The sequence below is a fragment of the Caballeronia sp. GACF4 genome (assembly GCF_023631025.1).
Lineage (GTDB): Bacteria > Pseudomonadota > Gammaproteobacteria > Burkholderiales > Burkholderiaceae > Caballeronia.
The window spans coordinates 172,459-195,736 of the sequence record NZ_JALQDW010000009.1 but is presented as its reverse complement, the minus strand read 5'-3'; the positions used below and the strand labels follow the sequence as shown (position 1 = coordinate 195,736).

General features: G+C 62.8%; 23 protein-coding genes. 12 read left to right on the top strand and 11 right to left on the bottom strand.

Going from position 1 to position 23,278, the window contains the following annotated elements:
* The first annotated feature begins 3 nt into the window (after positions 1-3).
* Complete coding sequence (gene xdhB / locus NCR40_RS10715; protein ID WP_244826134.1) at positions 4-2,367, top strand: xanthine dehydrogenase molybdopterin binding subunit; 2,364 nt, start codon at positions 4-6, stop codon at positions 2,365-2,367.
* Positions 2,364-2,870, top strand: a complete 507-nt coding sequence (xdhC, locus tag NCR40_RS10710) for a xanthine dehydrogenase accessory protein XdhC (RefSeq protein WP_250509437.1) — start codon at positions 2,364-2,366, stop codon at positions 2,868-2,870. The genes xdhB and xdhC overlap by 4 nt, the downstream gene beginning before the upstream one ends.
* A gap of 9 nt (positions 2,871-2,879) precedes the next feature.
* Here xdhC and NCR40_RS10705 read toward each other — a convergent pair whose 3' ends face one another.
* The 4 genes from NCR40_RS10705 to NCR40_RS10690 all read right to left on the bottom strand — a co-directional run bounded on the left by NCR40_RS10705 (position 2,880) and on the right by NCR40_RS10690 (position 7,257).
* Positions 2,880-3,800, bottom strand: a complete 921-nt coding sequence (locus NCR40_RS10705) for an AraC family transcriptional regulator (protein ID WP_244826132.1) — start codon at positions 3,798-3,800, stop codon at positions 2,880-2,882.
* Between the two features lie 57 nt (positions 3,801-3,857).
* Entirely contained in the window at positions 3,858-4,829 is a 972-nt protein-coding gene (locus NCR40_RS10700) for a LysR family transcriptional regulator (RefSeq protein ID WP_244826130.1), read from the bottom strand.
* 196 nt (positions 4,830-5,025) lie between these two features.
* Positions 5,026-5,685 carry a 2-hydroxychromene-2-carboxylate isomerase gene (locus NCR40_RS10695; RefSeq protein WP_244826128.1) on the bottom strand — a complete coding sequence of 220 codons (660 nt, stop codon included), beginning with the start codon at positions 5,683-5,685 and terminating at the stop codon, positions 5,026-5,028.
* A 129-nt stretch (positions 5,686-5,814) separates the two neighbouring features.
* Complete coding sequence (locus NCR40_RS10690) at positions 5,815-7,257, bottom strand: TAXI family TRAP transporter solute-binding subunit (protein ID WP_244826127.1); 1,443 nt, start codon at positions 7,255-7,257, stop codon at positions 5,815-5,817.
* A gap of 676 nt (positions 7,258-7,933) precedes the next feature.
* On the opposite strand from NCR40_RS10690, the gene NCR40_RS10685 reads away from it, so the two are divergent.
* Both NCR40_RS10685 and NCR40_RS10680 read left to right on the top strand, forming a co-directional pair.
* Positions 7,934-8,296, top strand: coding sequence for a BON domain-containing protein (locus NCR40_RS10685; RefSeq protein WP_244826125.1), 363 nt, complete (start codon positions 7,934-7,936; stop codon positions 8,294-8,296).
* A 257-nt stretch (positions 8,297-8,553) separates the two neighbouring features.
* Positions 8,554-10,677, top strand: a complete 2,124-nt coding sequence (locus tag NCR40_RS10680) for a D-(-)-3-hydroxybutyrate oligomer hydrolase (protein ID WP_250509436.1) — start codon at positions 8,554-8,556, stop codon at positions 10,675-10,677.
* 278 nt (positions 10,678-10,955) lie between these two features.
* On the opposite strand, the gene NCR40_RS10675 is transcribed toward NCR40_RS10680, so the two are convergent.
* On the bottom strand, positions 10,956-11,687 hold the full coding sequence (locus tag NCR40_RS10675; protein ID WP_244826122.1) for a DUF2242 domain-containing protein: 732 nt from the start codon (positions 11,685-11,687) through the stop codon (positions 10,956-10,958).
* Between the two features lie 184 nt (positions 11,688-11,871).
* Complete coding sequence (locus tag NCR40_RS10670) at positions 11,872-12,189, bottom strand: DUF4148 domain-containing protein (protein ID WP_250509435.1); 318 nt, start codon at positions 12,187-12,189, stop codon at positions 11,872-11,874.
* A gap of 368 nt (positions 12,190-12,557) precedes the next feature.
* Between NCR40_RS10670 and NCR40_RS10665 the strand changes: the two genes are divergently transcribed.
* Together NCR40_RS10665 and groL are read left to right on the top strand one after the other, a co-directional pair.
* Complete coding sequence (locus NCR40_RS10665; RefSeq protein ID WP_244826120.1) at positions 12,558-12,848, top strand: co-chaperone GroES; 291 nt, start codon at positions 12,558-12,560, stop codon at positions 12,846-12,848.
* A gap of 93 nt (positions 12,849-12,941) precedes the next feature.
* Entirely contained in the window at positions 12,942-14,582 is a 1,641-nt protein-coding gene (gene groL / locus NCR40_RS10660) for a chaperonin GroEL (RefSeq protein ID WP_244826118.1), read from the top strand.
* 119 nt (positions 14,583-14,701) lie between these two features.
* On the opposite strand, the gene NCR40_RS10655 is transcribed toward groL, so the two are convergent.
* From NCR40_RS10655 to NCR40_RS10645, 3 genes are all read right to left on the bottom strand, one after another.
* Complete coding sequence (locus NCR40_RS10655; RefSeq protein WP_250465498.1) at positions 14,702-15,085, bottom strand: hypothetical protein; 384 nt, start codon at positions 15,083-15,085, stop codon at positions 14,702-14,704.
* A gap of 73 nt (positions 15,086-15,158) precedes the next feature.
* Complete coding sequence (locus NCR40_RS10650; RefSeq protein WP_244826116.1) at positions 15,159-15,935, bottom strand: DUF72 domain-containing protein; 777 nt, start codon at positions 15,933-15,935, stop codon at positions 15,159-15,161.
* A gap of 37 nt (positions 15,936-15,972) precedes the next feature.
* A complete protein-coding gene (locus NCR40_RS10645; protein ID WP_250509446.1) occupies positions 15,973-16,848 on the bottom strand; it encodes a hydroxymethylpyrimidine/phosphomethylpyrimidine kinase in 876 nt (291 codons plus the stop codon).
* 322 nt (positions 16,849-17,170) lie between these two features.
* On the opposite strand from NCR40_RS10645, the gene NCR40_RS10640 reads away from it, so the two are divergent.
* A complete protein-coding gene (locus NCR40_RS10640) occupies positions 17,171-17,341 on the top strand; it encodes a rubredoxin (RefSeq protein ID WP_025527884.1) in 171 nt (56 codons plus the stop codon).
* A 32-nt stretch (positions 17,342-17,373) separates the two neighbouring features.
* On the opposite strand, the gene NCR40_RS10635 is transcribed toward NCR40_RS10640, so the two are convergent.
* A complete protein-coding gene (locus NCR40_RS10635) occupies positions 17,374-17,529 on the bottom strand; it encodes a hypothetical protein (protein WP_250509434.1) in 156 nt (51 codons plus the stop codon).
* Positions 17,530-17,752: 223 nt separating this feature from the next.
* Here NCR40_RS10635 and NCR40_RS10630 point away from each other — a divergent pair, with 223 nt between their 5' ends.
* Positions 17,753-19,144, top strand: coding sequence for a FimL-related protein (locus tag NCR40_RS10630; protein WP_250509433.1), 1,392 nt, complete (start codon positions 17,753-17,755; stop codon positions 19,142-19,144).
* On the opposite strand, the gene NCR40_RS10625 is transcribed toward NCR40_RS10630, so the two are convergent.
* Positions 19,134-20,663, bottom strand: a complete 1,530-nt coding sequence (locus tag NCR40_RS10625) for a cryptochrome/photolyase family protein (protein ID WP_250509432.1) — start codon at positions 20,661-20,663, stop codon at positions 19,134-19,136. The two genes, NCR40_RS10630 and NCR40_RS10625, sit on opposite strands and share 11 nt — an antisense overlap.
* Before the next feature lie 30 nt (positions 20,664-20,693).
* On the opposite strand from NCR40_RS10625, the gene NCR40_RS10620 reads away from it, so the two are divergent.
* The 4 genes from NCR40_RS10620 to NCR40_RS10605 are packed head-to-tail and all read left to right on the top strand — an operon-like array spanning position 20,694 to position 23,273.
* Positions 20,694-21,272, top strand: coding sequence for a YqgE/AlgH family protein (locus NCR40_RS10620; RefSeq protein ID WP_244826109.1), 579 nt, complete (start codon positions 20,694-20,696; stop codon positions 21,270-21,272).
* Positions 21,269-21,715: a Holliday junction resolvase RuvX gene (gene ruvX, locus NCR40_RS10615; RefSeq protein WP_250465470.1), complete on the top strand. Its 447-nt coding sequence runs from the start codon at positions 21,269-21,271 to the stop codon at positions 21,713-21,715. The genes NCR40_RS10620 and ruvX overlap by 4 nt, the downstream gene beginning before the upstream one ends.
* Positions 21,702-22,217: a bifunctional pyr operon transcriptional regulator/uracil phosphoribosyltransferase PyrR gene (pyrR, locus tag NCR40_RS10610; RefSeq protein WP_244826106.1), complete on the top strand. Its 516-nt coding sequence runs from the start codon at positions 21,702-21,704 to the stop codon at positions 22,215-22,217. The genes ruvX and pyrR overlap by 14 nt, the downstream gene beginning before the upstream one ends.
* 27 nt (positions 22,218-22,244) lie before the next feature.
* A complete protein-coding gene (locus NCR40_RS10605; protein WP_244826104.1) occupies positions 22,245-23,273 on the top strand; it encodes an aspartate carbamoyltransferase catalytic subunit in 1,029 nt (342 codons plus the stop codon).
* Positions 23,274-23,278: the final 5 nt, after the last annotated feature.

Genomic DNA, 23,278 nt, shown 5'->3' with positions numbered 1-23,278 from the left:
AACATGAACCAACAAGCCGAAGCCTTTCTCGCCGAAGCCCAGTCGCTCGCCAACGAAGCCGACGATTTCAAGCAGGTCCACGTTTCGCGTCCGCACGAGTCGGCGCATCTGCATGTGAGCGGGCGCGCGAGCTATACGGATGACATCCCCGTCGTCGCGGGCACGCTGCACGCCGCGCTCGGTATGAGTCCGAAGGCGCACGCGAAGATCGTGTCGATGAACTTCGACGCCGTGCGCGCCACGCCCGGCGTCGTCGCCGTCTTCACCGCCGAGGACATCCCGGGCGTGAACGACTGCGGCCCGATCATCCACGACGATCCGGTGCTCGCGCCGGGTATCGTGCAATACGTCGGGCAGCCGATGTTCATCGTCGTCGCGACGTCGCACGATACGGCGCGGCTCGCGGCGCGTCGCGCGAACATCGAATACGAGGAATTGCCGGCCGTGCTGACCGCCGAAGACGCGCGCAAAGCCGAATCCTACGTGCTGAATCCGCTCAAGCTCTCGCGCGGCGATGCAGCGAGCCGTCTCCAAAAAGCCGCGCATCACGAACGCGGCGCGATGAAGCTCGGCGGTCAGGAACAGTTCTATCTCGAAGGACAGATCGCGTATGCCGTGCCGAAGGACGACGACGGCATGCACGTGTACTGCTCGACGCAGCATCCGACCGAAATGCAGCATCTGGTGGCGCACGTGCTCGGCGTGCATTCGCACAACGTGCTGGTCGAATGCCGGCGCATGGGCGGCGGCTTCGGCGGCAAGGAATCGCAGTCGGGCATTTTCGCGTGCTGCGCCTCGCTTGCCGCGTGGAAGCTGTTGTGTCCGGTGAAGCTGCGTCCGGACCGCGACGACGACATGATGATCACCGGCAAGCGCCATGACTTCCAGTACGACTTCGAAGTCGGCTACGACGATCGCGGCGTGATCGACGGCGTCGCGCTCGACATGACATCGCGTTGCGGTTTCTCGGCGGACCTTTCCGGCCCGGTGATGACGCGCGCGGTCTGCCACTTCGACAATGCGTACTGGCTCGCGGATGTGAAGATCGAAGGCTATTGCGGCAAGACCAACACGCAGTCGAACACCGCGTTTCGCGGCTTCGGCGGGCCGCAGGGCGCGTTCGCCATCGAGTACATCATGGACAACATCGCACGGTCGGTCGGTCGCGATTCGCTGGATGTGCGCTTCGACAATCTGTACGGCAAAACGGAAAACAACAAGACGCCTTACGGACAAACCGTCGAAGACAACGTGCTGCAGGAGTTGATTGGTGAACTGGCCGAGTCGAGCGAGTATCGGCGTCGTCGCGAAGCCGTGCGCGAGTTTAATGCGAACAACGAGATCCTGAAGAAAGGGCTGGCGCTGACGCCGGTGAAGTTCGGCATCGCGTTCAACGTGACGCACTTCAATCAGGCCGGCGCGCTGGTTCATATCTATACCGATGGCTCGATGCTCGTGAACCACGGCGGCACCGAGATGGGCCAAGGTTTGAACACGAAAGTCGCGCAGGTGGTCGCGCATGAACTCGGCGTGGATTTCGGCCGCGTGCGCGTGACGGCGACCGACACGAGCAAGGTGGCGAATACATCGGCGACGGCGGCTTCCACCGGCACCGATCTGAACGGCAAGGCCGCGCAGGACGCCGCGCGTCAACTGCGCGAGCGGCTCGCGAAATTCGCGGCGGAAAAGTTCGGTGGCGGCAAAGTGGAAGCGTCGCAAGTGCGCTTTGCGAACGACCGCGTGATCGTCGGGGAAGACGTCATTCCGTTCGGCGAGATCGTGCAGAAGGCCTACCTCGCGCGCGTGCAGTTGTGGTCCGACGGCTTTTACGCCACGCCCAAGCTCTACTGGGATCAGGCGACCATGCAGGGCCGTCCGTTCTTCTACTACTCGTATGGCGCGGCGGTCGCGGAAGTGGTGATCGACACGCTCACGGGCGAAATGCGCGTGCTGCGCGCGGATGCCTTGCACGACGTGGGCGCGTCGCTGAATCCGGCGCTCGATATTGGCCAGGTCGAAGGCGCGTTCGTGCAGGGCATGGGCTGGCTCACGACCGAGGAACTCTGGTGGAATCAGAACGGCAAGCTGATGACGCACGCGCCGTCCACCTACAAGATTCCGACGATCAACGACATGCCGCCTGATTTTCGCGTGTCGCTCTTCAAGAACCGCAACGCGGAAGACAGCATCCATCGCTCGAAGGCGGTGGGCGAGCCGCCGTTGCTGCTGCCGTTTTCGGTGTTCTTTGCGATTCGCGACGCCGTATCCGCCGTGGGCGATCACAAGGTGAATCCGCCGCTGAACGCGCCCGCGACCGCCGAAGAAATTCTTAAGGCAGTGAACGCGGTGAGGAGCGCGCGGACATGATGCATATCGTTCTGTTCGGCGCGGGTCACGTCGGCCACGCGCTCGTGAAAGTGCTCGGCACGCTGCCGTGCGTCGTCCAATGGGTCGACGCGCGCGACGAACTTTTCCCCGACGAAGTTCCCGCGAACGTGCAGGTCGAAGCCACGGATCTGCCCGACGCCATCGTCGATGAAGCGCCGGCGGGCGCGTATTTCATCGTGATGACGCACGATCACTCGCTCGACTTTTCGTTGACGCAGCGGATCATGCGCCGCGAGGACTTTGCGTACTTCGGTCTCATCGGCTCGAAGACCAAGCGCGTGAAGTTCGAGAGGCGCCTGATGGAGCGCGGGCTTTTGGCGGAGCGTCTGCCGGAAATCACGTGTCCGATCGGCGTCGAGGGAATCGTCGATAAAGCGCCGGGTTCGATCGCGCTGGCGGTGGCGGCGCAGTTGCTGCGCGTGAGGGAAATGACGGCGCGGCTCGGTTTGCCGGCGCTCAAGGCGGCGCGGTTGGCCGCCTGAAACGCGGATTCAGCTCAGGCCGTTCGTCTGCCGGAAACGACCCGGCGCCACGCCGTACAACTCCTTGAATCGCTTCGAGAAAGCCGCCTCGGACTGATAGCCCACGTCCGCGGCGACATCCGCGACGCTTTTCCTCGTGTGCATGAGCATGGTGCTCGCAAGCTGCATGCGAACGTGGCTCAGTAACGCGAGCGGCGAGCTGTCCGAATGCGCCGAGAACGCGCGCATGAAGGTGGCGCGCGACATCGCCGCTTCCTTCGCCAGCATTTCGAGCGTCCACGGATCGGCAGGCCGTTCGAGCATGGCGATCACCGCCGCGCCCAGACGCCGGTTCGCCAGCAAGCCCAGCACGCCCGCGAGCGACGGCTGCTCGGTGAGCCATGCACGCAGCACCATCGTGAAAAGCGCGGTGGAGAGCGCCGTGACGATCGACGGCGCACCGGGCTGCGCTTCCTCCGCCTCGCGCCGCATCGCCGCGACGAGCGGCCCGAGATAGGGCGCCGATGCATTCGTGAACGACACGTGCACGAAGTCGGGCAACACGTCGATGAGAAGGGCGCGCGGCGCATACAGAAAGCGTCCGCACAACAAATCCAGCGCCGCTTCCCGACCGTCCACATTGGTCCGCACCGTGATGGCGCCGTTATCGCGCGAAGTCATGGCGCCGATTTTCTCGCTGGCATCGACGGGACCGACGCTCACCACGTGTGCATCGGCGCGCGGCAGCATGAAGATATCGCCCGCGTTCAACGCGACGCTCGCATGCCCCTTGCGCTCTACCGTGCACGCACCTTCCAGCACGACGTGATAGAGCGCCTCACCGGGCGCACCCGGCGCGTGGTCGAGTTCGAGCGGCCCGGCAAGCAGGCAGCGGAGATCGAGCGCACCGGAAAGGCGCGCAAGCTGAATGAGTCGATCGAGGGCGTCCATGCGCGAAAGAATAGTTCTTGTTTCGCCGATGGTAGCGGAGATGCGCCCGCGCCGTCACTACTTGGCGGCGAGGCTCAGCAGTTCTTCGATGCTTGCATTTTTCTTGCGCCCGGTAAGCGTCTCGGAGACGCTCGCGATCATTTCGCGCAGCCATGCGACGTCTGTCGGCTGATCGGGTTGCGGCAGCGAGAGCTGATAGCACTTGATGCGCGGAAACGGCACCGGCGAATCGAGCACCGCAAGCGGCAACATGGACGCGTAATGCTGCGCGAAACGGCGCGGTGCGGTAAAGATCAGATCGGATTGCAGCAGCACTTGCGGCACGAGTCCGAAATACGGAATGGTCGCGACGATGCGCCGCTTCACGCCCGCGCGCGCCAGGCCGATATCGATCGGATGCCGCTTTGCTCCGCTATAAGGCGTCGGCGCGAGATGCGCGGCGAGTGCGTAGCGTTCGACCGTGAGCGGCTCGCGCGCGAGCGGATGGTTCGCGCGCATCAGGCAGACGAATACGTCGGCGAAAAGGTCCTGCTTTTCGAAGCGCGGCTCGGGCTTGGTCCAGTTGGCCATCATCACGTCGATCTCGCCTTCGTCGAGCGCGCGTTCGTGATCGCGCATCGGATTGAGCGATTCGATTTCGAGCCGCGCGTTGGGCGCTGCATCGCGGAAGGCGGCGACGAGCGTCGGCATGAAGAAATCGTTCAGATAATCCGGCGCGGCAAGGCGAAAAGTGCGACGCGAACTCGCGGGATCGAATTCGCCGTGCGGTGTCGCGACGAATTCGACTTCGCGCAAAGCGCGCTGCGCCGGCGCAAGCAGCGATTCGCCGTACTCGGTCGGCACCATTCCCTGCTTGCCGCGCACGAGAATAGGGTCGTTGAGGATCTCGCGGAGCCGCCGCAGCGCGGTGCTGATGGCCGGCTGCGTCTGGTTCAGCCGCTGCGCGGTCTGCGTCACGCTGCGCTCCAGAAGCAGCGTGCGCAAGACGCGGATGAGCCAGATATCGAGTGAGTCGGCGGGATCGTTCATGGGCGAAGCTGCGGTTTGAAGACGGACACGGCGGCTGATCGCAACGAACGCGGAATGCCGGAGCGTGCGTTTGCGCGCCCCGATGCATCACCGTTCACAAAATAGTCACGCAGCTAACCCGAGGTTAAACGCTTTCCGCTTTTTAACGCCATAGCGCACGCGCTATGCGTGGCATCAGCCGCCGAGCCGCGAAGCGTCAGCTGAAGTCCGCGTCTCGCGGCGCGACCGGCAGCGCGCTGATGCGTTTCACTTCGGCGCCATCGAGCCAGTTCGGCGAGCGCGCGACGTAAAGCACCATCGGCAAGGTGTCTTCGCCCCAGAAGAGCTGGTCGTTGACGACGAACGTCGGCACGCCAAAGACGCCCATCGCGACGGCGCGGTCGGTGTTCTCGCGCAGTTTCGCCTTGATGTCTTCGTCTTCGACGCGCGTTTCCGCTTCGGGCATGCCGACCCGCTCGCACAAGCCGCGAAAGCCTTCTGGCGTCGACGGATCGCGTCCTTCGCGCCAGATATAGCGGAAGATTTCGCGCACGCAGACGAGATCGCCCTTTGCGATTACCGCGAGCCGCAGCGCCTTGAGCGGATCGAACGGATGCGCGGGCGGCATCTTGAACGGAATGCCAAGCTGCTCGGCGCGAAAGAGCGCATGCCGATACGTAAACACGCGTTTCGACGGAATGGTCGCCGCGTGCGGCTGTCCCCAGCGGTCGAGCAGCTTCAACAACTGCACCGGCACGAACTCGAACGGCATGTCGGGCCACTTTTCGTGTTGCTCCAGCAGCAGATACGAGAACGGCGATATGAAATCGAAGAAAAAGTACGGCTGGCCAGGGCCGTTGGCATGCGCTGCGCTCATCTAGATTTCTCCCTTGATCCTGCCGCGCCCGGCTTTTCGGGCTTATTCATTGTCCGACCGCATCGCGCAGGCTGCTACGTGGACCCGCGCCTTTATTCCGCTCGCATCTTTCGATCCTACCTGGCGATATTACGTGCTGCTCGGCTCGCTGTCTGCCTGCGCCGGTTCACGGCGCGGCTCCGTTTCGGCGACGGGCGCATGCGCGAGCCGTTCGCGCACGAAGCCGATATGTTCGCGCAGCACGTAGAACTGATCGGCGAAGGCAAGCGGCATTTTCATGCGATTGACCGCCGATTCGATCGCGTCGATCCGGTCGATCAGGGCGTCGCGCTGCGCGGTGTCCGGGCCGCTGATCGCTTCCCGTTCGATTGCAATGAGCGCGCCATACCACTTGTAGATACGCGATTTCACGCGCCAGCGATAAAGCCCCGGCACCAGCCGCAAGCCCGGAATGAGCACGACGATCAACGGCACCAGCACGACTAGCACGCGATCCGCGAGACTCGCCATCCAGAACGGCAGCGTCCGGTAGATAAAGCTCTTGCCCGACTTGTAATAGCGCTCGGCGTTGTCGCTGATGCGAAATTCGTGGACGAGCGGCGCGGGAAATTCGTTTGCGCGCTGCAGCAGGTTGGCGCGGCTGTGCACTTCGCGCGCCGCTTCGATCAAAAGATCCGAGAGCGCGGGATGCAGACTGTCGCGCGCCACCAGTTCGGCCGTCGGCGCAATGGTGTGGACGGCGCGCGGCGGCAGATTGCGGGCGAAATCGAATGCACCCATCGGCAGTTCGATTTCGGTGAGATAGGGGAAGCGGCGCGCGTAGGCATCGGCTTGAGTAAAGTCCATGAAACGGATGCCGGATGTGCGCAGGAGCTTGGCCATCGTCGGCGGTTGCGCGGAATCGCCCGTCAGGAATACGGCGTCGATCGTGCCGTCTTCGAGCGCGGCCGCGGCCTTGTCGCCGGCGAGCGGCAACAGTTCGGTATCGCCGCCCGGCTCGATGCCATTCGCCTTCAGAAGCGTGAGCGCAAGCGCGCGCGTGCCGCTGCCTTCCGCGCCGATGGCGAGCCGCTTGCCCTTCAGTTCGGACAAGCGCGTGACAGTCGCGCCACGATAAAACACGGCGAGCGGCACATACGACACGCTGCCGAGCGATTCCAGGTTCGCGTGCTGATCGCTCGCCGCGTCCGGCGTCATGCCGCCTTGCACGAAACCGACATCCACGTCGGATTTCGGATCTTCGAGGCGCGTGAGGTTGTCGAGCGAGCCTTGCGTTTCCAGCACGTTGAGCGTGACGCGGTTGCGCGCGAGGATTGCCTTGTACTTCTGCGCGCTGTTCCAGAACGAGCTGCCCTTGGGGCCTGCCGCTATCGTCAGCGTGCTTGGCGGCGCCGGCTGGATCAGCCGCACAGCAAGATAGAGCGCCGCGATACTGACGAGCAGAATCGGACCGAAGGTCAGCGCGAGATCGCGCCAGGAGATCGCGACGAAGCGCGCGACGATCCTCTGCGGCTTGCGTCCCGTGGCTTTATGGGCGGGGTCTTCGGGTTGGTGTCCTGGAGGTTGAATCATCGCGGCGGCATACTTGAATAAGCATGGAAGTTTCGAGGTTTCCGCGAGCTTACCTGAAGCCATCCGCATTCAAGATGCCGTCGAGTTGCGCCATGCCACGCGTGCGAGTCGTTGGCTCGGCGGCCGTGCAAACCACGAGTGTGACACGCGTGTGTGCATGCCGCAGCACTCGTGCCGCCGATGTTGCGCCACGCCGCATCCAGTTCCTTGCAACGTTAAATGTTTTGCGCTTAAGGCCGCGCTGGGCTAAATTGACGTTCGCCGCCAGTTGGCGGGAACCATGCGCGTCGTAGCCCGCTCATGCGCCGGACAGTTTTCCCGGCATGTGGGTAATCGGGCGAACGCCATGCTCTTCGGAGTGTCGCGCGACGGTTTCCTGTTCCGCATCCGCCATACGGCAGGCCACATATTCGAGCCGACGGGCACTTGCCCCAAGTAACCGGCCGTAGTCAGTTTGTTAATTTCGCCAGTCTCTCGCAGCACCGCATTGCAGCATCAGGCCGCATCGAGCGTCTTGCCATCGAGCCATCCTCGGTGGAAGGCGCATTCGAGGCTGCGGCGTGTCCTTCGGGGCCGCCGCCGGACTGTTGCACGAAAGCGGTTCGGTTTGTTTTGATGTGCCAACGAGTGAAGTAGTAACTGTGCGAAGTCAATAAGCGAAACAAAAGGAGAAATCATGAAAGCTGTCGATCTGTTGAAGGCGCTGGGCGTGGTGGTGTGCGTGGCCGTGGCGTCGAGCGCTTATGCTCAAGCGAGCGATGCGGACGCCACGTCGGCCGCGCCGACCAAGGCTCAGAAATCGGCGACCAAGAAGACCGACCGCAAGCTCGGCTACGACGTGCGCCGTGCGTTGTCGAAGGCGCAAGGCTTCGACGTGTCCAACGTATTCGTCCGCGCGCGCTCCGGCGCTGTCGTGCTCTCGGGCACCGTGCCGGAAGGCGGCCAGATCGCCCAGGCAGAAGAAGTGGCCAAGGGCGTTCCGGGCGTGAAGTCGGTTTCCAACAAGATTTCGCTCGGCGTTCAGAACGGCGGAGGCTAAGCACGCCGTTGCGCCGTTTCTGGCGGCGCGGTTTAGCGCTGTCATCGGCGGCGCTTCATGCGGGTCACTCGACGGGCTCCGGCATCACGCCGTGGCCCGTTGTCGTTCTGACATCCTCTGACTTCTCTTTGCTCTAAGGGAAGTTCAGCAATTACGCGATGGCTGTTTGCGCGTAATACTTGTTGTCGGCAAGGCCGTGCGTGCGGCACGGTGCAGAAGTCGATCAACAACAAGCGACCGGATGGCGGAGACACACAATGAAAAGATTCGCACGAGTCCACGGGTTGTCACGCGCGGCGACGCTCGCCGTGCTGGCGGCATTTGCGGCGACCACGCTCGTCGCGTGTCACGGCGGCGATGACGACGGCCCGCAGTTCCCGTCCAACACCTTGCCGAGTTTCGTCTCGGGAACGGTGAAGACGCAGACTTACGACGGCAATACCGACGACCTGCTGACCGCCGGACTCGGCAAGACAGGACTTGCGTCGGCGACGCCGCCTTCAATTGCCAATGCGGCCGCGCCGACAGCGGCGGAACTGCGGCGCCTGGCTATCTATTCGAACTATCGTGCGCTCGTCGATATGTCGGCGAACGGCGGCTACGGGCGCTTCTGGGGACCGAATGTCGATCTGAACGGCGGCGACACGCTCGGCGAAGGCAAGATCGCGGGCAAGGAGTATCTGGCCTTCTCGGACGACGGTTCGGGCACGAAGAACGTCAGCCTGCTCGTGCAGATTCCGACGAGTTTCAATCCGGATCAGCCTTGCATCGTGACGGCGACATCGTCGGGATCGCGCGGCGTATATGGCGCGATTTCGGCAGCGGGCGAGTGGGGCTTGAAGCGCGGCTGCGCGGTTGCGTACACGGACAAAGGCAGCGGCAACGGCGCGCACGAGTTGTCGACTAATCTTGTCACGCTGATCGACGGCACGCTTTCGAATGCGACCTTTGCGGGCAATTCGGCAATCTTCAAGGCGAACCTGAGCCAATCGGCGCTTTCGGCTTACAACTCGGCGTATCCGAATCGCTACGCTTTCAAACACGCGCACTCGCAGCAAAATCCCGAGAAGGACTGGGGCAAGAATACGTTACAGGCGATTCAGTTCGCGTACTGGGCGCTCAACGATACCTATGGCGTGGTCAACGGCTCGACGCATTCCGCGCGCTACTCGAAGGGCAGCATTACGACGATCGCGGCATCGGTGAGCAATGGCGGCGGCGCGGCGCTTGCAGCCGCCGAACAAGACACCGATGGCTGGATAAGCGCGGTCGTCGTCGGCGAACCGCAGATCAACATGAATCTGCCGGCGCAGGTTGCGGTGCGCGAAGGCGGCCAGGCCGTCGGTTCGTTCGGGCGTCCGCTTGCCGATTACATGACCTACGCGAACCTGCTTCAGCCATGCGCGGCGCTAGCGACGGCGGCGGTCGGCGCGCCGTATCTGACGGCACTGCCGCTCGCGACCACCGTGGCGATTCGCACCGCACGCTGCACCACGCTCGCGGCGAGCGGCGCGATTGCCGGCGGCGATACGCTCTCGCAAGCCAACGACGCGCTCGCGAAGCTGCATCAGGCGGGCTACGAAGCCGACTCCGACACGCTACATGCGCCGATGTGGGACTCGCAGGCCGTGCCTGCCGTCGCCGTGACTTACGCCGATGCCTACATGCTGGCGAGCGTCGCCGACAACCTGTGCAACTTCAGCTTCGGCACGACTAACGCGCTGACCGGCGCGGCGGGCGTGAACCCGCTCGTTTCGCCGATGCCCACGGTCTTCGGCAACGGCAATGGCGTGCCGCCGACCAACGGCATCAACCTCGTCTATAACGCGGGGACATCGGGCGCGGCGGATCATCGGCTTGCGACGCCCGATGCGAGCTTCGCGGGCGCGGCCTGCCTGCGCGCGCTCTGGGCGAACGGCAATGCGACGATGACGGCGAGCGTGAACGCGATTCGCGTCAACGCGAATCTGCGTGGCAAGCCGGCGATCATCGTGCAGGGAAGGTCGGATGCGCTCGTGCCGATCAACCATGCCTCGCGGCCGTATCTCGGCGCGAACAAGGTGGTGGAAGGCATCAATAGCCAGCTCTCACTGTACGAAATCACGAACGGTCAGCACTTCGATGCGTTCCTGAGCGTGGCTGGCTTCGATACGCGCTTCGTGCCCGTGCACTACTACAACCTTCAGGCGCTCAATTTGATGTGGGCTCACCTGAAGAACAACGCGCCGTTGCCGCCGTCGCAAGTCGTGCATACGGTGGCGCGCGGCGGCACGCCGGGCGCGGCGCCTCAATTGACGGTGGCGAATCTTCCGGCGATCGCGGCGAGCCCCGGCGCGAATGCGATTTCGGTGAATGGCGGCGTGGTGAATGTGCCGAATTGAGGGGTGATGGGAGTGGCGTGCGGATTGGCATCGCTGTCGGCGGCAGGCGGAGCTTCAGCTTTAGGCGGCGCGTGATGAGCGCGCTGCATCGATGCGTTCGGGCGGGCTAGCTGCGCGATGAGCGGGGCGTCACAGGCCACGCGGGTACATTTTGCGAACGGCGACGGGTGCTGAATGAGGTTTGCGGTGAGCTGATCACGCAACTGCAGCCGCCGTTGCCCGCGTGCTTGATGCTTGCATCGACGAAGCGTTTCCCGGAACGACGCGTGCGCTCGATCTCACTGAACCGGCGCCGATGCCGCGACGCCCTCGGACGCGGCGTGTTTCGCGTCGGATGACTGGATGGCCGTCGCCGCCGCGGCGGGCGCCTGTACGACGATAGGCGTTGGCGTGAGATCCGGTGAACTCACGATCAGCGACGGTGCGAGCGGCTTGCTCTTGACCTCATCCGATGCGATGGGCGAACTGCGCGGCACCGTGCTCAGATAGTGCCCCATCAGCCCGAAGAATCGGTCATAGAACTTGCCGGCGGGCACGGTTTCACTGGAAATCTTGACCATTGCATCGCTGTTCGAACGGATCGGCAGCGAAAGCGAGCCCAAGACGCTCAAGCCCACGCTTGCGGAGGTATCGCTCTTCTTGAGCGCATAGCCGTCCTGCACCGCGTTCACATAAGCGATGCTCGTATTGGTCGTGTTTTCGCCGGGCGTGCAGACCACATGGAATGAGACGACCACGTGCGTTTCGGTGGACGGCTGGAAGTTCTTGGTGGCGTCGACGGTATCGGCTTGCGCCATCGTCGTGAGAAAGCCTTGCGAGAGCAGCGCGCGGCGGGCCGCCTCGCAGGTTTCGTTCACGGTGGCGTCGAAGTTGCGCGCGAACGGGCTTGCACCGGAGTCGAAAAGTTCCTGCTGATAGCTCGGCGTGGTCGCCGCGCGTCCGCCACAGGCGGCAAGGGCGAGAATTCCGAGGGAGAGAAAGGCAAGGCGCAGCGACGACGACATAGGCATGAGAGGCAGCGAAGACGAAATTTGTGATGCAACAAACACAAATTGTAGTGCCCTCCGACTGCGCGAGAAAAAAACGTAGTCCAAAAACATCGTCGAATCCGTGGCTTACAGAAACTTTTCCTTCAGGATGCGCAAAAAGCAAAAGCCCGGCGTGCGTGCCGGGCTTCGTTAGGCGAATTGACGATTACGGACGATTGAAGTCGACCGGATTCGGGTCGATAGCCGCGCGGCGGGCAGCACCCGAAGCGGCAGCGCCTTCGCCGGCACCGCCAAACGACGATGCAGCCGTGCCTTGTTGCGCGTTCAGGCGTGCTTGCGCGGCCTGAATGTTGGCGGGGTATTGGGTTTGATCGCTGGCCGGGTTGTAGCCTGCGCGTTCCAGTTGAACCAGTTGAGCCTTCACTTCAGCACGCGTCACCGGCGCGTTTTCTTGCGCCTGGGCGAAAGCGGGGACTGCAAGGACGGCAGCAACGGCGATTGCGGGGATGATCGACTTGAACATGATGAACCTCCTAGGTACTGATCTCGGGAACGTTGCGGGTGGAGAGTTTGTCTCTTCACTGCTTCGTCGTTGAAATGCAGTCTAGGCCTCGCCGACCCTAGTAAAAACCCTAATTAAGCGAAATCAGAATTGACGGATTGACATTAATCCAGCCAATCGACCTTACGAAATCCATTAATTTCCCCGTGTCCAGACAAAAGTACGCGAAATAGGGAGTGTCCGTCTGTCCCTGTCCTTGAAATTGTCAAACTCGGTCCATATAATTAGCACTCACTGCACGAGAGTGCTAACAAATTGCCGCTCGGGCAGCTTCGCTCACCGGGCGGGTTTCCCCCGCGTTTTCAGTCTCAATCAAGAGAGGAGTGTGTATGAATCTTCGTCCTTTGCACGATCGCGTCATCGTTAAACGTCTGGATCAGGAAACCAAGACTGCCTCGGGCCTCATCATCCCCGAAGCTGCAGCCGAAAAGCCGGATCAAGGCGAAATCCTGGCCGTCGGCCCGGGTAAGCGCGATGACAAGGGTGTGCAGAACGCCCTCGACGTGAAGGTGGGCGACCGCGTGTTGTTCGGCAAGTACGCCGGCCAGACCGTCAAGGTCGACGGGCAAGAACTGCTCGTGATGCGCGAAGAAGACATCATGGCCGTTCTGGTCAAGTAAGCACCTTCCTGCACTTCGGCTTCGCCGCAGAGCCGCTCCATTGGAGCCTGCCGCCCGAAGCCTCCAAACTGAATCGACTCAAGGAGTTTGAATATGGCAGCTAAAGAAGTCACTTTTGGCGATACCGCACGCGCCAAGATGGTCGAAGGCGTGAACATTCTGGCCAACGCGGTCAAGGTCACGCTGGGTCCGAAGGGCCGCAATGTCGTACTCGAGCGCAGCTTCGGCGGCCCGACGGTCACCAAGGACGGTGTCTCGGTCGCGAAGGAAATCGAACTGAAGGACAAGCTCCAGAACATGGGCGCGCAAATGGTCAAGGAAGTGGCTTCCCGGACCAGCGACAACGCCGGTGACGGCACCACGACCGCTACGGTTCTGGCGCAATCCATCGTTCGCGAAGGCATGAAGTACGTTGCATCGGGCATGAACCCGATGGACCTGAAGCGCGGTATCGACAAGGCAGTGGCTGCAGCTATCGAAGAACTGCGCAAGATCAGCAAGCCCTGCACGACGAACAAGGAAATCGCTCAAGTCGGCGCGATTTCGGCGAACAGCGACACGTCCATCGGCGACCGTATCGCTGAAGCAATGGACAAGGTCGGTAAGGAAGGCGTGATCACGGTTGAAGACGGCAAGTCGCTGGAAGACGAGCTGGACGTCGTGGAAGGCATGCAGTTCGACCGCGGCTACCTGTCGCCGTACTTCATCAACAACCCGGACAAGCAAGTCGCCCTGCTCGAAAACCCGTTCGTGCTGCTGCACGACAAGAAGGTTTCGAACATCCGCGATCTGCTGCCGGTACTGGAACAAGTCGCGAAGGCTGGCCGTCCGCTGCTGATCATCGCTGAAGACGTCGAAGGCGAAGCGCTGGCTACGCTGGTCGTGAACAACATCCGCGGCATTCTGAAGACCGTTGCCGTCAAGGCTCCGGGCTTTGGCGACCGTCGCAAGGCCATGCTGGAAGACATCGCTATCCTGACCGGTGGTCAAGTGATCGCGGAAGAAACCGGCCTGACGCTCGAAAAGGCTACGCTGGCTGAACTGGGTCAAGCAAAGCGCATCGAAGTGGGCAAGGAAAACACGACGATCATCGACGGCGCTGGCGAGGCAGCAAGCATCGAAGCGCGCGTGAAGCAAGTGCGCACGCAGATCGAAGAAGCAACGTCGGACTACGACCGTGAAAAGCTGCAAGAGCGCGTGGCCAAGCTGGCTGGCGGCGTGGCAGTGATCAAGGTCGGCGCTGCGACCGAAGTCGAAATGAAGGAAAAGAAGGCACGTGTCGAAGACGCACTGCACGCAACCCGTGCGGCTGTGGAAGAAGGCATCGTGGCCGGCGGCGGCGTCGCGCTGATCCGCGCTCGCAAGGCTGTCGAAGGCGTGAAGGGCCTGAACTCGGACCAGGACGCGGGCATCCGCATCGTTCTGCGTGCGATGGAAGAGCCGCTGCGCCAGATCGTCACGAACGGCGGCGAAGAAGCTTCCGTCGTGGTGGCGGCTGTTGCTGCGGGCACGGGCAACTACGGCTACAACGCGGCAACGGGCGAGTACGGTGACCTGGTGGAAGCCGGTGTCGTCGACCCGACCAAGGTGACGCGCACGGCATTGCAAAACGCGGCATCGGTGGCAGGCCTGCTGCTGACGACCGACGCAGCCGTCGCGGAACTGCCGAAGGAAGACTCGGCCATGCCTGGTGGCATGCCCGGCGGCATGGGCGGCATGGGCATGGACATGTAATTCGGTTTCGACCGGTTACTTGCTTCATCCTCAGGGCGTGGGTTTCGAAAGAAGCTCACGCCGCAAAGAAAAACCCGCAGCAATGCGGGTTTTTTTTCGTCCGTGGCAAACGCGGACCGTTACTTGTTCATCTGATCGCGCAAGTTCTGCGCGGCGGCCTTGTAGTCGTAGGTCGGATAAAACTCCGTCGTATAGCCGCCCCACGCGGTGGTTTCGATCGCGCGATTCACTTCGCGCAGGCGATCGGCCGGCACGCGTAGCGTCACGACCTGACCGACGCCCATCATCACGTACCACGACACCACTTCGATTCCCGGCGGCGGAAACGTCTTGAAGAAGCCTTGCTCCTTCAACTGCTCGTTGATCTTCGGAAGCGGTTTGCTTTGATCGTGCTTGAGGAAGATGGTCAGCAGGAAGGTGCCGTCGCCAGCCGGTGTGGCGGGCGGCGCCGTGCTTTGCTGCGCGTTTGCGGGCAGGGCGATGTGAATCAGCGAGGCGAACATCGTGGCTTGAAAAAGGCGTGCAATTCGTCTTGCTGATCGATGCATCGGGAATGCTCCTCGTGAACGAATCGGTTTAACGATGGTGGGTGCGCAGGCGCTCGATCATATGCAGCGCGTTGGGTTGCGCATTGCCTTCGGCGGTGTTGTCGAAGATGCACCAGACCTCGGGCGTTTTCTTCGCGCGCGTGTGCAGCGTGCGCGCGAGGTCGTCGAGATAGGTGTAGTTGTAGGAAGACTTGTAGAGCTCGGGCGAGCCATGCAGCCGCACATACACGAGCGAAGTGTCCGCGCGATGCTTGATCTCGCACTCGTCGGGGATCGGGTCCGCATCGACATAAGCCATGTGATGCGCCTTCAGGAGCGCGGCCGTGTGAGTGGTGAACCAGGACGGATGCCGCGCCTCGATTGCAATCGGCAACTTCGTGCGCTCGCGCAACGCCTTGATGAAGGCTTCGGCCGTGGCCTGATCGAAGGGCAGACTGGGCGGCAGTTGCACGAGCCAGCAACCGAGCTTGTCGCCGAGTTGCCCCGCGCTTTGCAAGAATTCGTCGAGGAGCGCCTCGGTGCCGACGAGCCGCGCGTCGTGCGTAATGGACTTGGGCAATTTCACCGAGAAGCGAAACGACTCGGGCACGCTCTGCGCCCAGTTCGCGTAAGTCGATTCGCGATGCGGTTTGTAGAAGCTCGAATTGATCTCGACGCAAGTCAGCACGTGTGCGTAGCGTTCGAGATGCGTGCCTTCATGCGGAAAGCTCGACGACACGGCGCTCGACAAACCCCAACCCGCGCAGCCGATACGGATCGCGCCTTGCGGGCCGGGCTTGTGCAGATGGGGCAGTCGGTACGGCATGCGTTCTCCCGGCGACTCGATTGGTCAGTGTTTTGGGCTAATGGCGTACTTCCCCAGGCAGTCCCGCCGACTCGTCAGGGAGGGACGACGTCTCGCCTTCTTCGTCTGCATCGTTCGAGCGCGCCCAGAAAAACCGGTCCGGCAAATAGGCGCCCATGCCCGGACGGAACGCGGCGCGCGCCGCCTGGAACACATACTCTTGAGCCTCGCGTGCGGCCTCGGCGGGTTCCTGTCCGTTGGCAAGCAAGGCCGCGACCGCGGCGCCGAGCGTATCCGTCAGCCCCATGATGCGATGCACACCGCGATCCCACGTATCTTGCCGCACCTGGCCTTCTTCGCTGTACAGCGTGTTCACATGGCGATGCGTGCCGGTTTCCATTGCGAGCACATATTCGCAACCTTGCGCCAGGATATGCGAGATCGCGGCATCCAGCGTTGGCGCCTCAGCGTCGCTGTCGGGTTGCGCGAGCTGCAACAACGTGGCGTGATCGGCGATCAACATGGTCGTTTGCGGCACGAGCAGGTCGGCAGGCGACTCACGCAGCTCGTCGGCGGACAAAACATGTTCATCGTCTAGTGTGAAGTCCGGCGCGAGGATCAGCGGTACGTCGTCGTAGTCGGACACCACTTCGGCGATAGCGGAAACTACTTCCGCGCGCGTTGCCGCGCCGATCTTGAACGCGGCGATCGGCATGTCCTCCAGCAACATGCGCGCCTGCGTGGCGACGACGTCGGGGTCGATGCCGGTGACTTCGTCGCAGCTCGCGGAGTCGCGCACCGCGTAGCCCGTCAGCACCGTCACGCCGTGGCAGCCCATGCTTGCGAGCGTCAGCACGTCGGCTTGAAGCCCCGAACCGCCTGTGGGGTCCGTCAGGCCGAAGGTGAGAACGATCGGTGGGGAGTCGCCGGTCATGGCAAAAGCGGACATTGTTTTCTTGATTGCACGAATGGAACGGAAGGGCCGCGAACGCCCGCGCCTTGAAGTGCACTGGCGGCGGCCAGCTCGGTCATGATTCGACCGTGGTTCGACTATGGTTCAATGTTTCGATTATGCGGCCTAACACCGTCAGGCTACAGTCTTTGCGCACTTTTTTCCGGTACGGCGGCGCTTGAGAGAGCCAGTACGGCGGTCGAAGGCTTGGCCACGCGTGAACGGGCATCTCGCTAGGCATTGACACGCCAACACGGTACCATCATGTCCTAATTTCAATCGACCATTTCGACGCGGCATAAGTATGGAATATAGAAGCTGGATGTGCCTGATCTGCGGCTGGATCTATGACGAGGAGGCGGGATTGCCCGAAGAGGGCATCGCGCCGGGTACGCGCTGGGAGGACGTTCCAATCAACTGGACTTGTCCCGAATGCGGAGCCCGCAAGGAAGATTTTGAGATGGTCCAGATCTGATCCGCACGCTCTACCGCGCCGCATGACTCGCGTCATGCGGCGCGCGTTTTTTTGCGGACCGCTTTTTTGTTCGCTGCTTTCGTTCGCTGCTTTCGTTGCTGTTTTTGTCCGGCAGCGCTGCCGGTGTTGCGTCGTGCATCGAAATCGATGCGCGAGCCGGTCGCATGTTTGGCCGCTGCAAGCTGCATGGGCGCCACGACGCGTGCCGATGCCAATGCGAACCGGCGCCTGAAGGCATACGCTTGAGGCTGGTCCGTGGTTCGGCGAGACGGGCGCAGGCAGTAAGCGGTCCGTCGGTCGAGAAAATCGTGAGCGCGGTCAAGTACCGACGCTTTCATCGATGATGCTATTTCACCGCGCGCGCCCATGTTCGACTCACGGCGCCTGCGAACCGGTTTGTGAGCGCCAGATATGACATCTCGTCCCGATCTTCCAGTTACGTTCGAAGCTCTGCCCAATCCGCGCGGCGGCTCGGTGCGGCTCGCCGAAATGGCGCTGACCGACGCCCATCACGCGTTCCAGCGTCAGGGCGAAACCGCGCCCGCGTTGAAGCGCGCGATCTCCGCGCTGCATTCGGCGGGTTGGCTGCCCGCGCAGCGTTTCGCGGAAGCGCTCGCGCTCGTCGCGCCGCTCGGCGAGGAATCGGAGCCGACGCGTGCGCGCATCGCGGCTGCGCTCGCGGACTTCGGCGCGGCGGTGGAGCGCCACAATCTGCGCGAGTTGTCGTGCTCGACCGTGTTGTTCGATCACTATCGCGGGCTGCATGCGTTGCTCGCCATGCATACGCGCGTCGCGCCGGTTTCCTACGATGACCTCGCGCTCGCGGGCCGCGCCATCGCGCCCGCGACGTTGCGCGGCATCGCGCCCGAGCGGCTTGCGCGTGTTCGGGCGCACTACGAACAGGCCCTGCTCAAGCTCTTGCGCGGGCCCGAGCAGGAATCCGCCGATGCCTTCGCGCGCCTCGACGAGTGCCTGGGCGAGCTCGGCGGCCCCGGTCCTTACGACTTCTGGCGGCTCGCGCTCAACACTATTTGGGCGCTGCGCGAGCGCGCGGAGCGTCGCGGCGACGCCGATTTCGCCGCAAACGCCGACGCCAAGCGCCTTTACGCGCGCTTCAATCTCGTGTTGGCGGATCAGGCGCACGCGTCGACCTATGCGCCGCGCTCGCTCGTACGCGCGACGCTTGCGCTCCTCTGGCGCGACTTCGCACTCTACGGCGCGATGCCGGAAGACGCGGAACGGGTCGACGTCTTGCGGGACTACGGTCTGACGGTGGCGTGGCATGTCGCGGCGAATCCCGCGTCGGAGGCCGCGTGGGAGCAGGGCGCGGCGCAGGCGATCGAGGAAAACGCCCGCGACGGCTCATCGCGCGATCTGGGTGCGCTGCGCGTGAACGCCACGGCTTACGAAGACTTTCTGCAGAGCGCGGAAGCCTCCATCGAGGGACTGGTCGAGCGCGGTTCGCAGGCAAGCGAAACAGGCACGGTGGACGCGGACGCGGCGCTGCACTCGGCGAACGCGTCGCACCGGCTGGGCGCGGCGGCTTGCGCGCTCGGCTTGGGCCATGTCGCATTGCTCGCCGATACACTCGGTCTCGCATGGCGGCGCGTCGCGCATCAGGGCGCGCATGAATCGGCGGACGGCGTCGCGCGCGAACTCGATGCCACCGTTCCCGAACGCGCGGCCCAGATGCTGCGCTCCATGCTGCACCAGGCTGCGGCCGGCATTGCACCGTCGGAAGGCCGCGCGTCGATTGCCGCGCTCACCGCCATGATCGAGCGGCCCGCAGCGGTCAATCGCTAGCTTCGGCGTGCGGTTCGTCGGCGGCGTCCGCGCTGCTGCTGCGTGAATCGTCGGCGCGTTTCGCGGGTCCGCGCACCACGTCGTATCGCGCGAGCGTGCGTTTGCGCGCGGCGTCGTGATCGACTACCGGCTGCGAATAGTCCGCGCCAAGCGAAATCCCCGCCTTCGAGAGTGCATCGGGCTTGGCGAGCCACGGCGCGTGAATGTCCCGGTCCGACAAGCCCGCGATTTCCGGCACGTAATGGCGGATGAACTTGCCCGCCGCGTCGAATTTCTTCGACTGCGTCGTCGGATTGAAGATGCGGAAATACGGCTGGGCATCGCAGCCGCTCGATGATGCCCACTGCCATCCGCCGTTATTCGACGACAGTTCGAAATCGTTCAGCAGCGCTTCGAAATAGGCTTCGCCGCGCCGCCAGTCAAGGCCGAGGTCCTTGGTCAGAAAACTCGCCACGACCATGCGCAGGCGGTTATGCATATAGCCTGACTGGTTGATTTGCCGCATTGCGGCATCGACGAGCGGATAACCTGTTTGTCCCGCGCACCATGCGGCGAAGTTCGCGTCGGCGGCATCACCTGTCTCCCACTGGATGCGGTCGTATTCCGGCTTGAATGCACGATGATCGCCCGGTACGCCGACATGCGGAAAATGGTGCAGCACGGAGAAATAGAAGTCTCGCCAGATAAGCTCCGACAACCAGGTTTCCGCGCCCTTGTTGCCGTGGCGCTGCGCATCGTGCGCGGTGCGAGCGAGTGCGCGAATCGAAACCGTGCCGTGTCGCAGATGAACGCCGAGATAGCTCGGGCCCTTCAGCGCGGGGAAATCGCGGGCGTGATCGTAGTCGGCCATGCGGTCGATGAAGTCATCGAAGAGCTCATACGCGCCGCTCGTGCCAGCGGGAAAGGCGGGCGCGTGCTCCGCGCCGAAGCCGAGCGCGTCAAGCGAGGGAATGGCGTGCCTGACGTTACCCGGCGGCTTCGCGAGCACGTTCAAATGATCATCGGATGCGTACGGCTTGAGCGCGTCCGGCGTGAGTGTCGCGAGCCACTTGCGCTTGTACGGCGTGAAGACGGTATAGGGTTTGCTGCTGCCTGTGAGCACATCGTCATGATCGAAGATCGACTGATCCTTGAACGTGAAAAACGCGATGTCCTTGCTCGCCAGCTTCTGCGCCACTGCCTCGTCACGCGCCTTCGCACTCGGTTCGTAATCGCGATTTGCAAACACCGCGTTCGCGCCGCATTCGACCGCAAGCTCGGGTATCTCATGCAAAGGCACGCCATGTCGAACCATCAGCGTCCCGCCAGCGTCGCGCAACGTGCGATCCAGTTCCACCACGCTCGCATGAATGAACGGCACGCGCCGGTCGTTTCGCGCAAGCGGCGAAAGGATGTCGCGGTCGAAAACGAACGCGCACAGCACCCGACGGCACCTTGTAAGCGCGTGATAGAGTGCAGCATTGTCGGCTGCGCGCAGGTCCCGCCGAATCCACACCAGACCCACATCAAAGTCGGCCATCTGTCAGCGCCTTTGTTAAAATCCTGAATTATGTCCAAGACTTCCGATCGCATCAATTTGACGAATCAGTTCCTGATCGCCATGCCGTCCATGGCCGATCCGACGTTTTCAGGAACCGTGGTCTACCTTTGCGATCACACCGATCGCGGTGCGCTGGGTCTCGTCATCAACAGGCCGACCGATATCGACCTCCAGTCGCTGTTCAATCGTATCGATCTCAAACTCGAGATCGAACCTCTCGTTCACTTGCCCGTGTACTTCGGCGGTCCCGTTCAGACCGAGCGCGGCTTCGTGCTGCACGAAGAACGCGACGGCGAACCGTATAGCTCGTCCATGAGTGTACCCGGCGGCCTCGCCATGACCACTTCGAAAGATGTACTCGAAGCAGTCGCTAGCGGCAAGGGCCCAGAGCGCTTCTTGCTCACGCTCGGCCACGCAGGCTGGGGCGCCGGTCAGCTCGAAGAAGAAATCTCCAAGAACGGCTGGCTCACGGTGGAAGCGGACTCGCGCATCATCTTCGACGTGCCCGCCGAAGATCGCCTCGAAGCGGCGCTCTCGCTGCTCGGCGTATCGCGTTCCATGCTTTCCGGCGAAGCAGGGCACGCATGAGCGGGGCAGCCACGCTGCTGGCATTCGATTACGGCGAGAAGCGTATTGGTGTCGCCGTTGGCAATACATTGACGAAGCAGGCACGCGCGCTCGCCGTGCTCGAAAACCGCAACCGCGACTATCGTTTCGATGAAGTCGGCAAACTGCTCGACGAGTGGAAGCCGCAAACGGTGGTCGTCGGCATGCCGCTGCATCCGGACGGCACGCCGCACGAAATGAGCGCGCAGGCCAAGCGCTTCGGCAATCAGGTGAACGGGCGTTTCAACGTGCCCGTGCAATGGGTCGACGAACGTTACAGTTCCGTCGATGCCAAAGCCGACCTTCGTGCGCGCGGCGTGCGTCCGAACGCGCGCGGCCGTTTCGACGACATCGACGCCGAAGCCGCCCGCGTCATTCTTCAACAATACCTCGACGGACTTCCCGACGATCATGAGTTCCATTGACGCCGAAGCGCTGTATCGCGCGCTCGTCGAATCGATTCATGCCGCGTATGAAAACGCGCTCGCCGAAGAAGAGGGTGTCGCGCTCGTCGGCATCTATAGCGGCGGCGTGTGGCTTGCCGAGCGTCTCGCCAAGGAGTTCAACGCGCCGCACTTCGGCGTGGTGAACGTGGCGCTGCATCGCGACGACTACGCGAAGAAGGGCCTGCATAGCCAGGCAAGCCCGACTTCGTTGCCGTTCGCGGTCGACGGCCGCCGTATCGTGCTGATCGACGACGTGCTGTCCACGGGACGCACGGTGCGCGCGGCCATCAACGAACTCTACGATTACGGGCGTCCCGCTTCGGTCGATCTCGCCGTGCTCGCCGATCGCGGCGGACGCGAGTTGCCCATTGCGGCGCGCTTCGTCGGCGGCACGGTGGACGTACCCGCGAACGAAGGCCTCGTGCTCGCGCGACGCGCGGACGGCGGCTTCGACTTCACCACTGAATCGCGCGCTCAGTAACCCATTCAAGGCAACACCGGGATCATCATGAACACCGCCACTCAGGGTTCCGCCGATGCAGGCGCGCCCGCTGCCGCCGACAAGTTCCGCTACGGCTTTCTACGCGGCAATCCGCAGCTCACGAAGAACGGCGAGCTGAAGCACTTGCTGACCATCGAAGGACTGCCGCGCGCCGTCGTCACGCATATTCTCGATACCGCCGAGCAGTTCGTGAGCGTCACGGATCGCGAAGTGAAGAAGGTGCCGCTTTTGCGCGGCAAGTCGGTGTTCAACCTCTTCTTCGAGAACTCGACGCGCACACGCACGACCTTCGAGATCGCGGCCAAGCGTTTGTCGGCGGACGTGCTGAACCTGAACATCAACGCGTCGTCGACGAGCAAGGGCGAATCCCTGCTCGACACCATCAACAATCTCTCCGCCATGCATGCCGACATGTTCGTCGTGCGTCATGCGTCGAGCGGCGCGCCGTATCTGATCGCCGAGCATTGCGCGCCGCACGTGCACGTGATCAATGCGGGCGATGGCCGTCACGCGCATCCGACGCAAGGCCTGCTCGACATGTACACCATTCGCCACTACAAGCGCGACTTCACCAAGCTGCGCGTGGCGATCGTCGGCGACATTCTGCATTCGCGCGTCGCGCGTTCGGACATTCACGCGCTGACCACGCTCGGCGTGCCGGAAGTGCGGGCCATCGGGCCGCGCACGCTTTTGCCCGGCAATCTCGACCAGATGGGCGTGCACGTCTACCACAACCTCGACGAAGGCTTGAAGGGCGTCGACGTCATCATCATGCTGCGCCTGCAGAACGAGCGCATGAGCGGCGCGCTCTTGCCTTCCGCGCAGGAGTATTTCAAGAGTTGGGGACTCACGCCCGAGCGTTTGGCGCTCGCCGCGCCCGATGCCATCGTGATGCATCCGGGGCCGATGAATCGCGGCGTGGAAATCGACTCGCAAGTGGCCGACGGCCCGCAGTCGGTGATTCTCAATCAGGTGACCTTCGGCATCGCCGTGCGCATGGCGGTCATGGGCATCGTGGCCGGCAACAGTGACTAAGAACG

Coding starts and splice junctions, on each gene's coding strand:
- NCR40_RS10685 (WP_244826125.1), top strand. CDS start 7,934: ATGAAAGCTGTCGATCTGTTGAAGGCGCTGGGCGTGGTGGTGTGCGTG.
- pyrR (WP_244826106.1), top strand. CDS start 21,702: ATGAGTTCCATTGACGCCGAAGCGCTGTATCGCGCGCTCGTCGAATCG.
- NCR40_RS10665 (WP_244826120.1), top strand. CDS start 12,558: ATGAATCTTCGTCCTTTGCACGATCGCGTCATCGTTAAACGTCTGGAT.
- xdhC (WP_250509437.1), top strand. CDS start 2,364: ATGATGCATATCGTTCTGTTCGGCGCGGGTCACGTCGGCCACGCGCTC.
- NCR40_RS10635 (WP_250509434.1), bottom strand. CDS start 17,529: ATGCAGCTTGCAGCGGCCAAACATGCGACCGGCTCGCGCATCGATTTC.
- NCR40_RS10630 (WP_250509433.1), top strand. CDS start 17,753: ATGACATCTCGTCCCGATCTTCCAGTTACGTTCGAAGCTCTGCCCAAT.
- NCR40_RS10675 (WP_244826122.1), bottom strand. CDS start 11,687: ATGCCTATGTCGTCGTCGCTGCGCCTTGCCTTTCTCTCCCTCGGAATT.
- NCR40_RS10670 (WP_250509435.1), bottom strand. CDS start 12,189: ATGTTCAAGTCGATCATCCCCGCAATCGCCGTTGCTGCCGTCCTTGCA.
- NCR40_RS10650 (WP_244826116.1), bottom strand. CDS start 15,935: ATGCCGTACCGACTGCCCCATCTGCACAAGCCCGGCCCGCAAGGCGCG.
- NCR40_RS10680 (WP_250509436.1), top strand. CDS start 8,554: ATGAAAAGATTCGCACGAGTCCACGGGTTGTCACGCGCGGCGACGCTC.
- NCR40_RS10655 (WP_250465498.1), bottom strand. CDS start 15,085: ATGTTCGCCTCGCTGATTCACATCGCCCTGCCCGCAAACGCGCAGCAA.
- NCR40_RS10705 (WP_244826132.1), bottom strand. CDS start 3,800: ATGGACGCCCTCGATCGACTCATTCAGCTTGCGCGCCTTTCCGGTGCG.
- NCR40_RS10695 (WP_244826128.1), bottom strand. CDS start 5,685: ATGAGCGCAGCGCATGCCAACGGCCCTGGCCAGCCGTACTTTTTCTTC.
- xdhB (WP_244826134.1), top strand. CDS start 4: ATGAACCAACAAGCCGAAGCCTTTCTCGCCGAAGCCCAGTCGCTCGCC.
- NCR40_RS10640 (WP_025527884.1), top strand. CDS start 17,171: ATGGAATATAGAAGCTGGATGTGCCTGATCTGCGGCTGGATCTATGAC.
- NCR40_RS10690 (WP_244826127.1), bottom strand. CDS start 7,257: ATGATTCAACCTCCAGGACACCAACCCGAAGACCCCGCCCATAAAGCC.
- NCR40_RS10605 (WP_244826104.1), top strand. CDS start 22,245: ATGAACACCGCCACTCAGGGTTCCGCCGATGCAGGCGCGCCCGCTGCC.
- NCR40_RS10620 (WP_244826109.1), top strand. CDS start 20,694: ATGTCCAAGACTTCCGATCGCATCAATTTGACGAATCAGTTCCTGATC.
- NCR40_RS10645 (WP_250509446.1), bottom strand. CDS start 16,848: ATGACCGGCGACTCCCCACCGATCGTTCTCACCTTCGGCCTGACGGAC.
- groL (WP_244826118.1), top strand. CDS start 12,942: ATGGCAGCTAAAGAAGTCACTTTTGGCGATACCGCACGCGCCAAGATG.
- ruvX (WP_250465470.1), top strand. CDS start 21,269: ATGAGCGGGGCAGCCACGCTGCTGGCATTCGATTACGGCGAGAAGCGT.
- NCR40_RS10625 (WP_250509432.1), bottom strand. CDS start 20,663: ATGGCCGACTTTGATGTGGGTCTGGTGTGGATTCGGCGGGACCTGCGC.
- NCR40_RS10700 (WP_244826130.1), bottom strand. CDS start 4,829: ATGAACGATCCCGCCGACTCACTCGATATCTGGCTCATCCGCGTCTTG.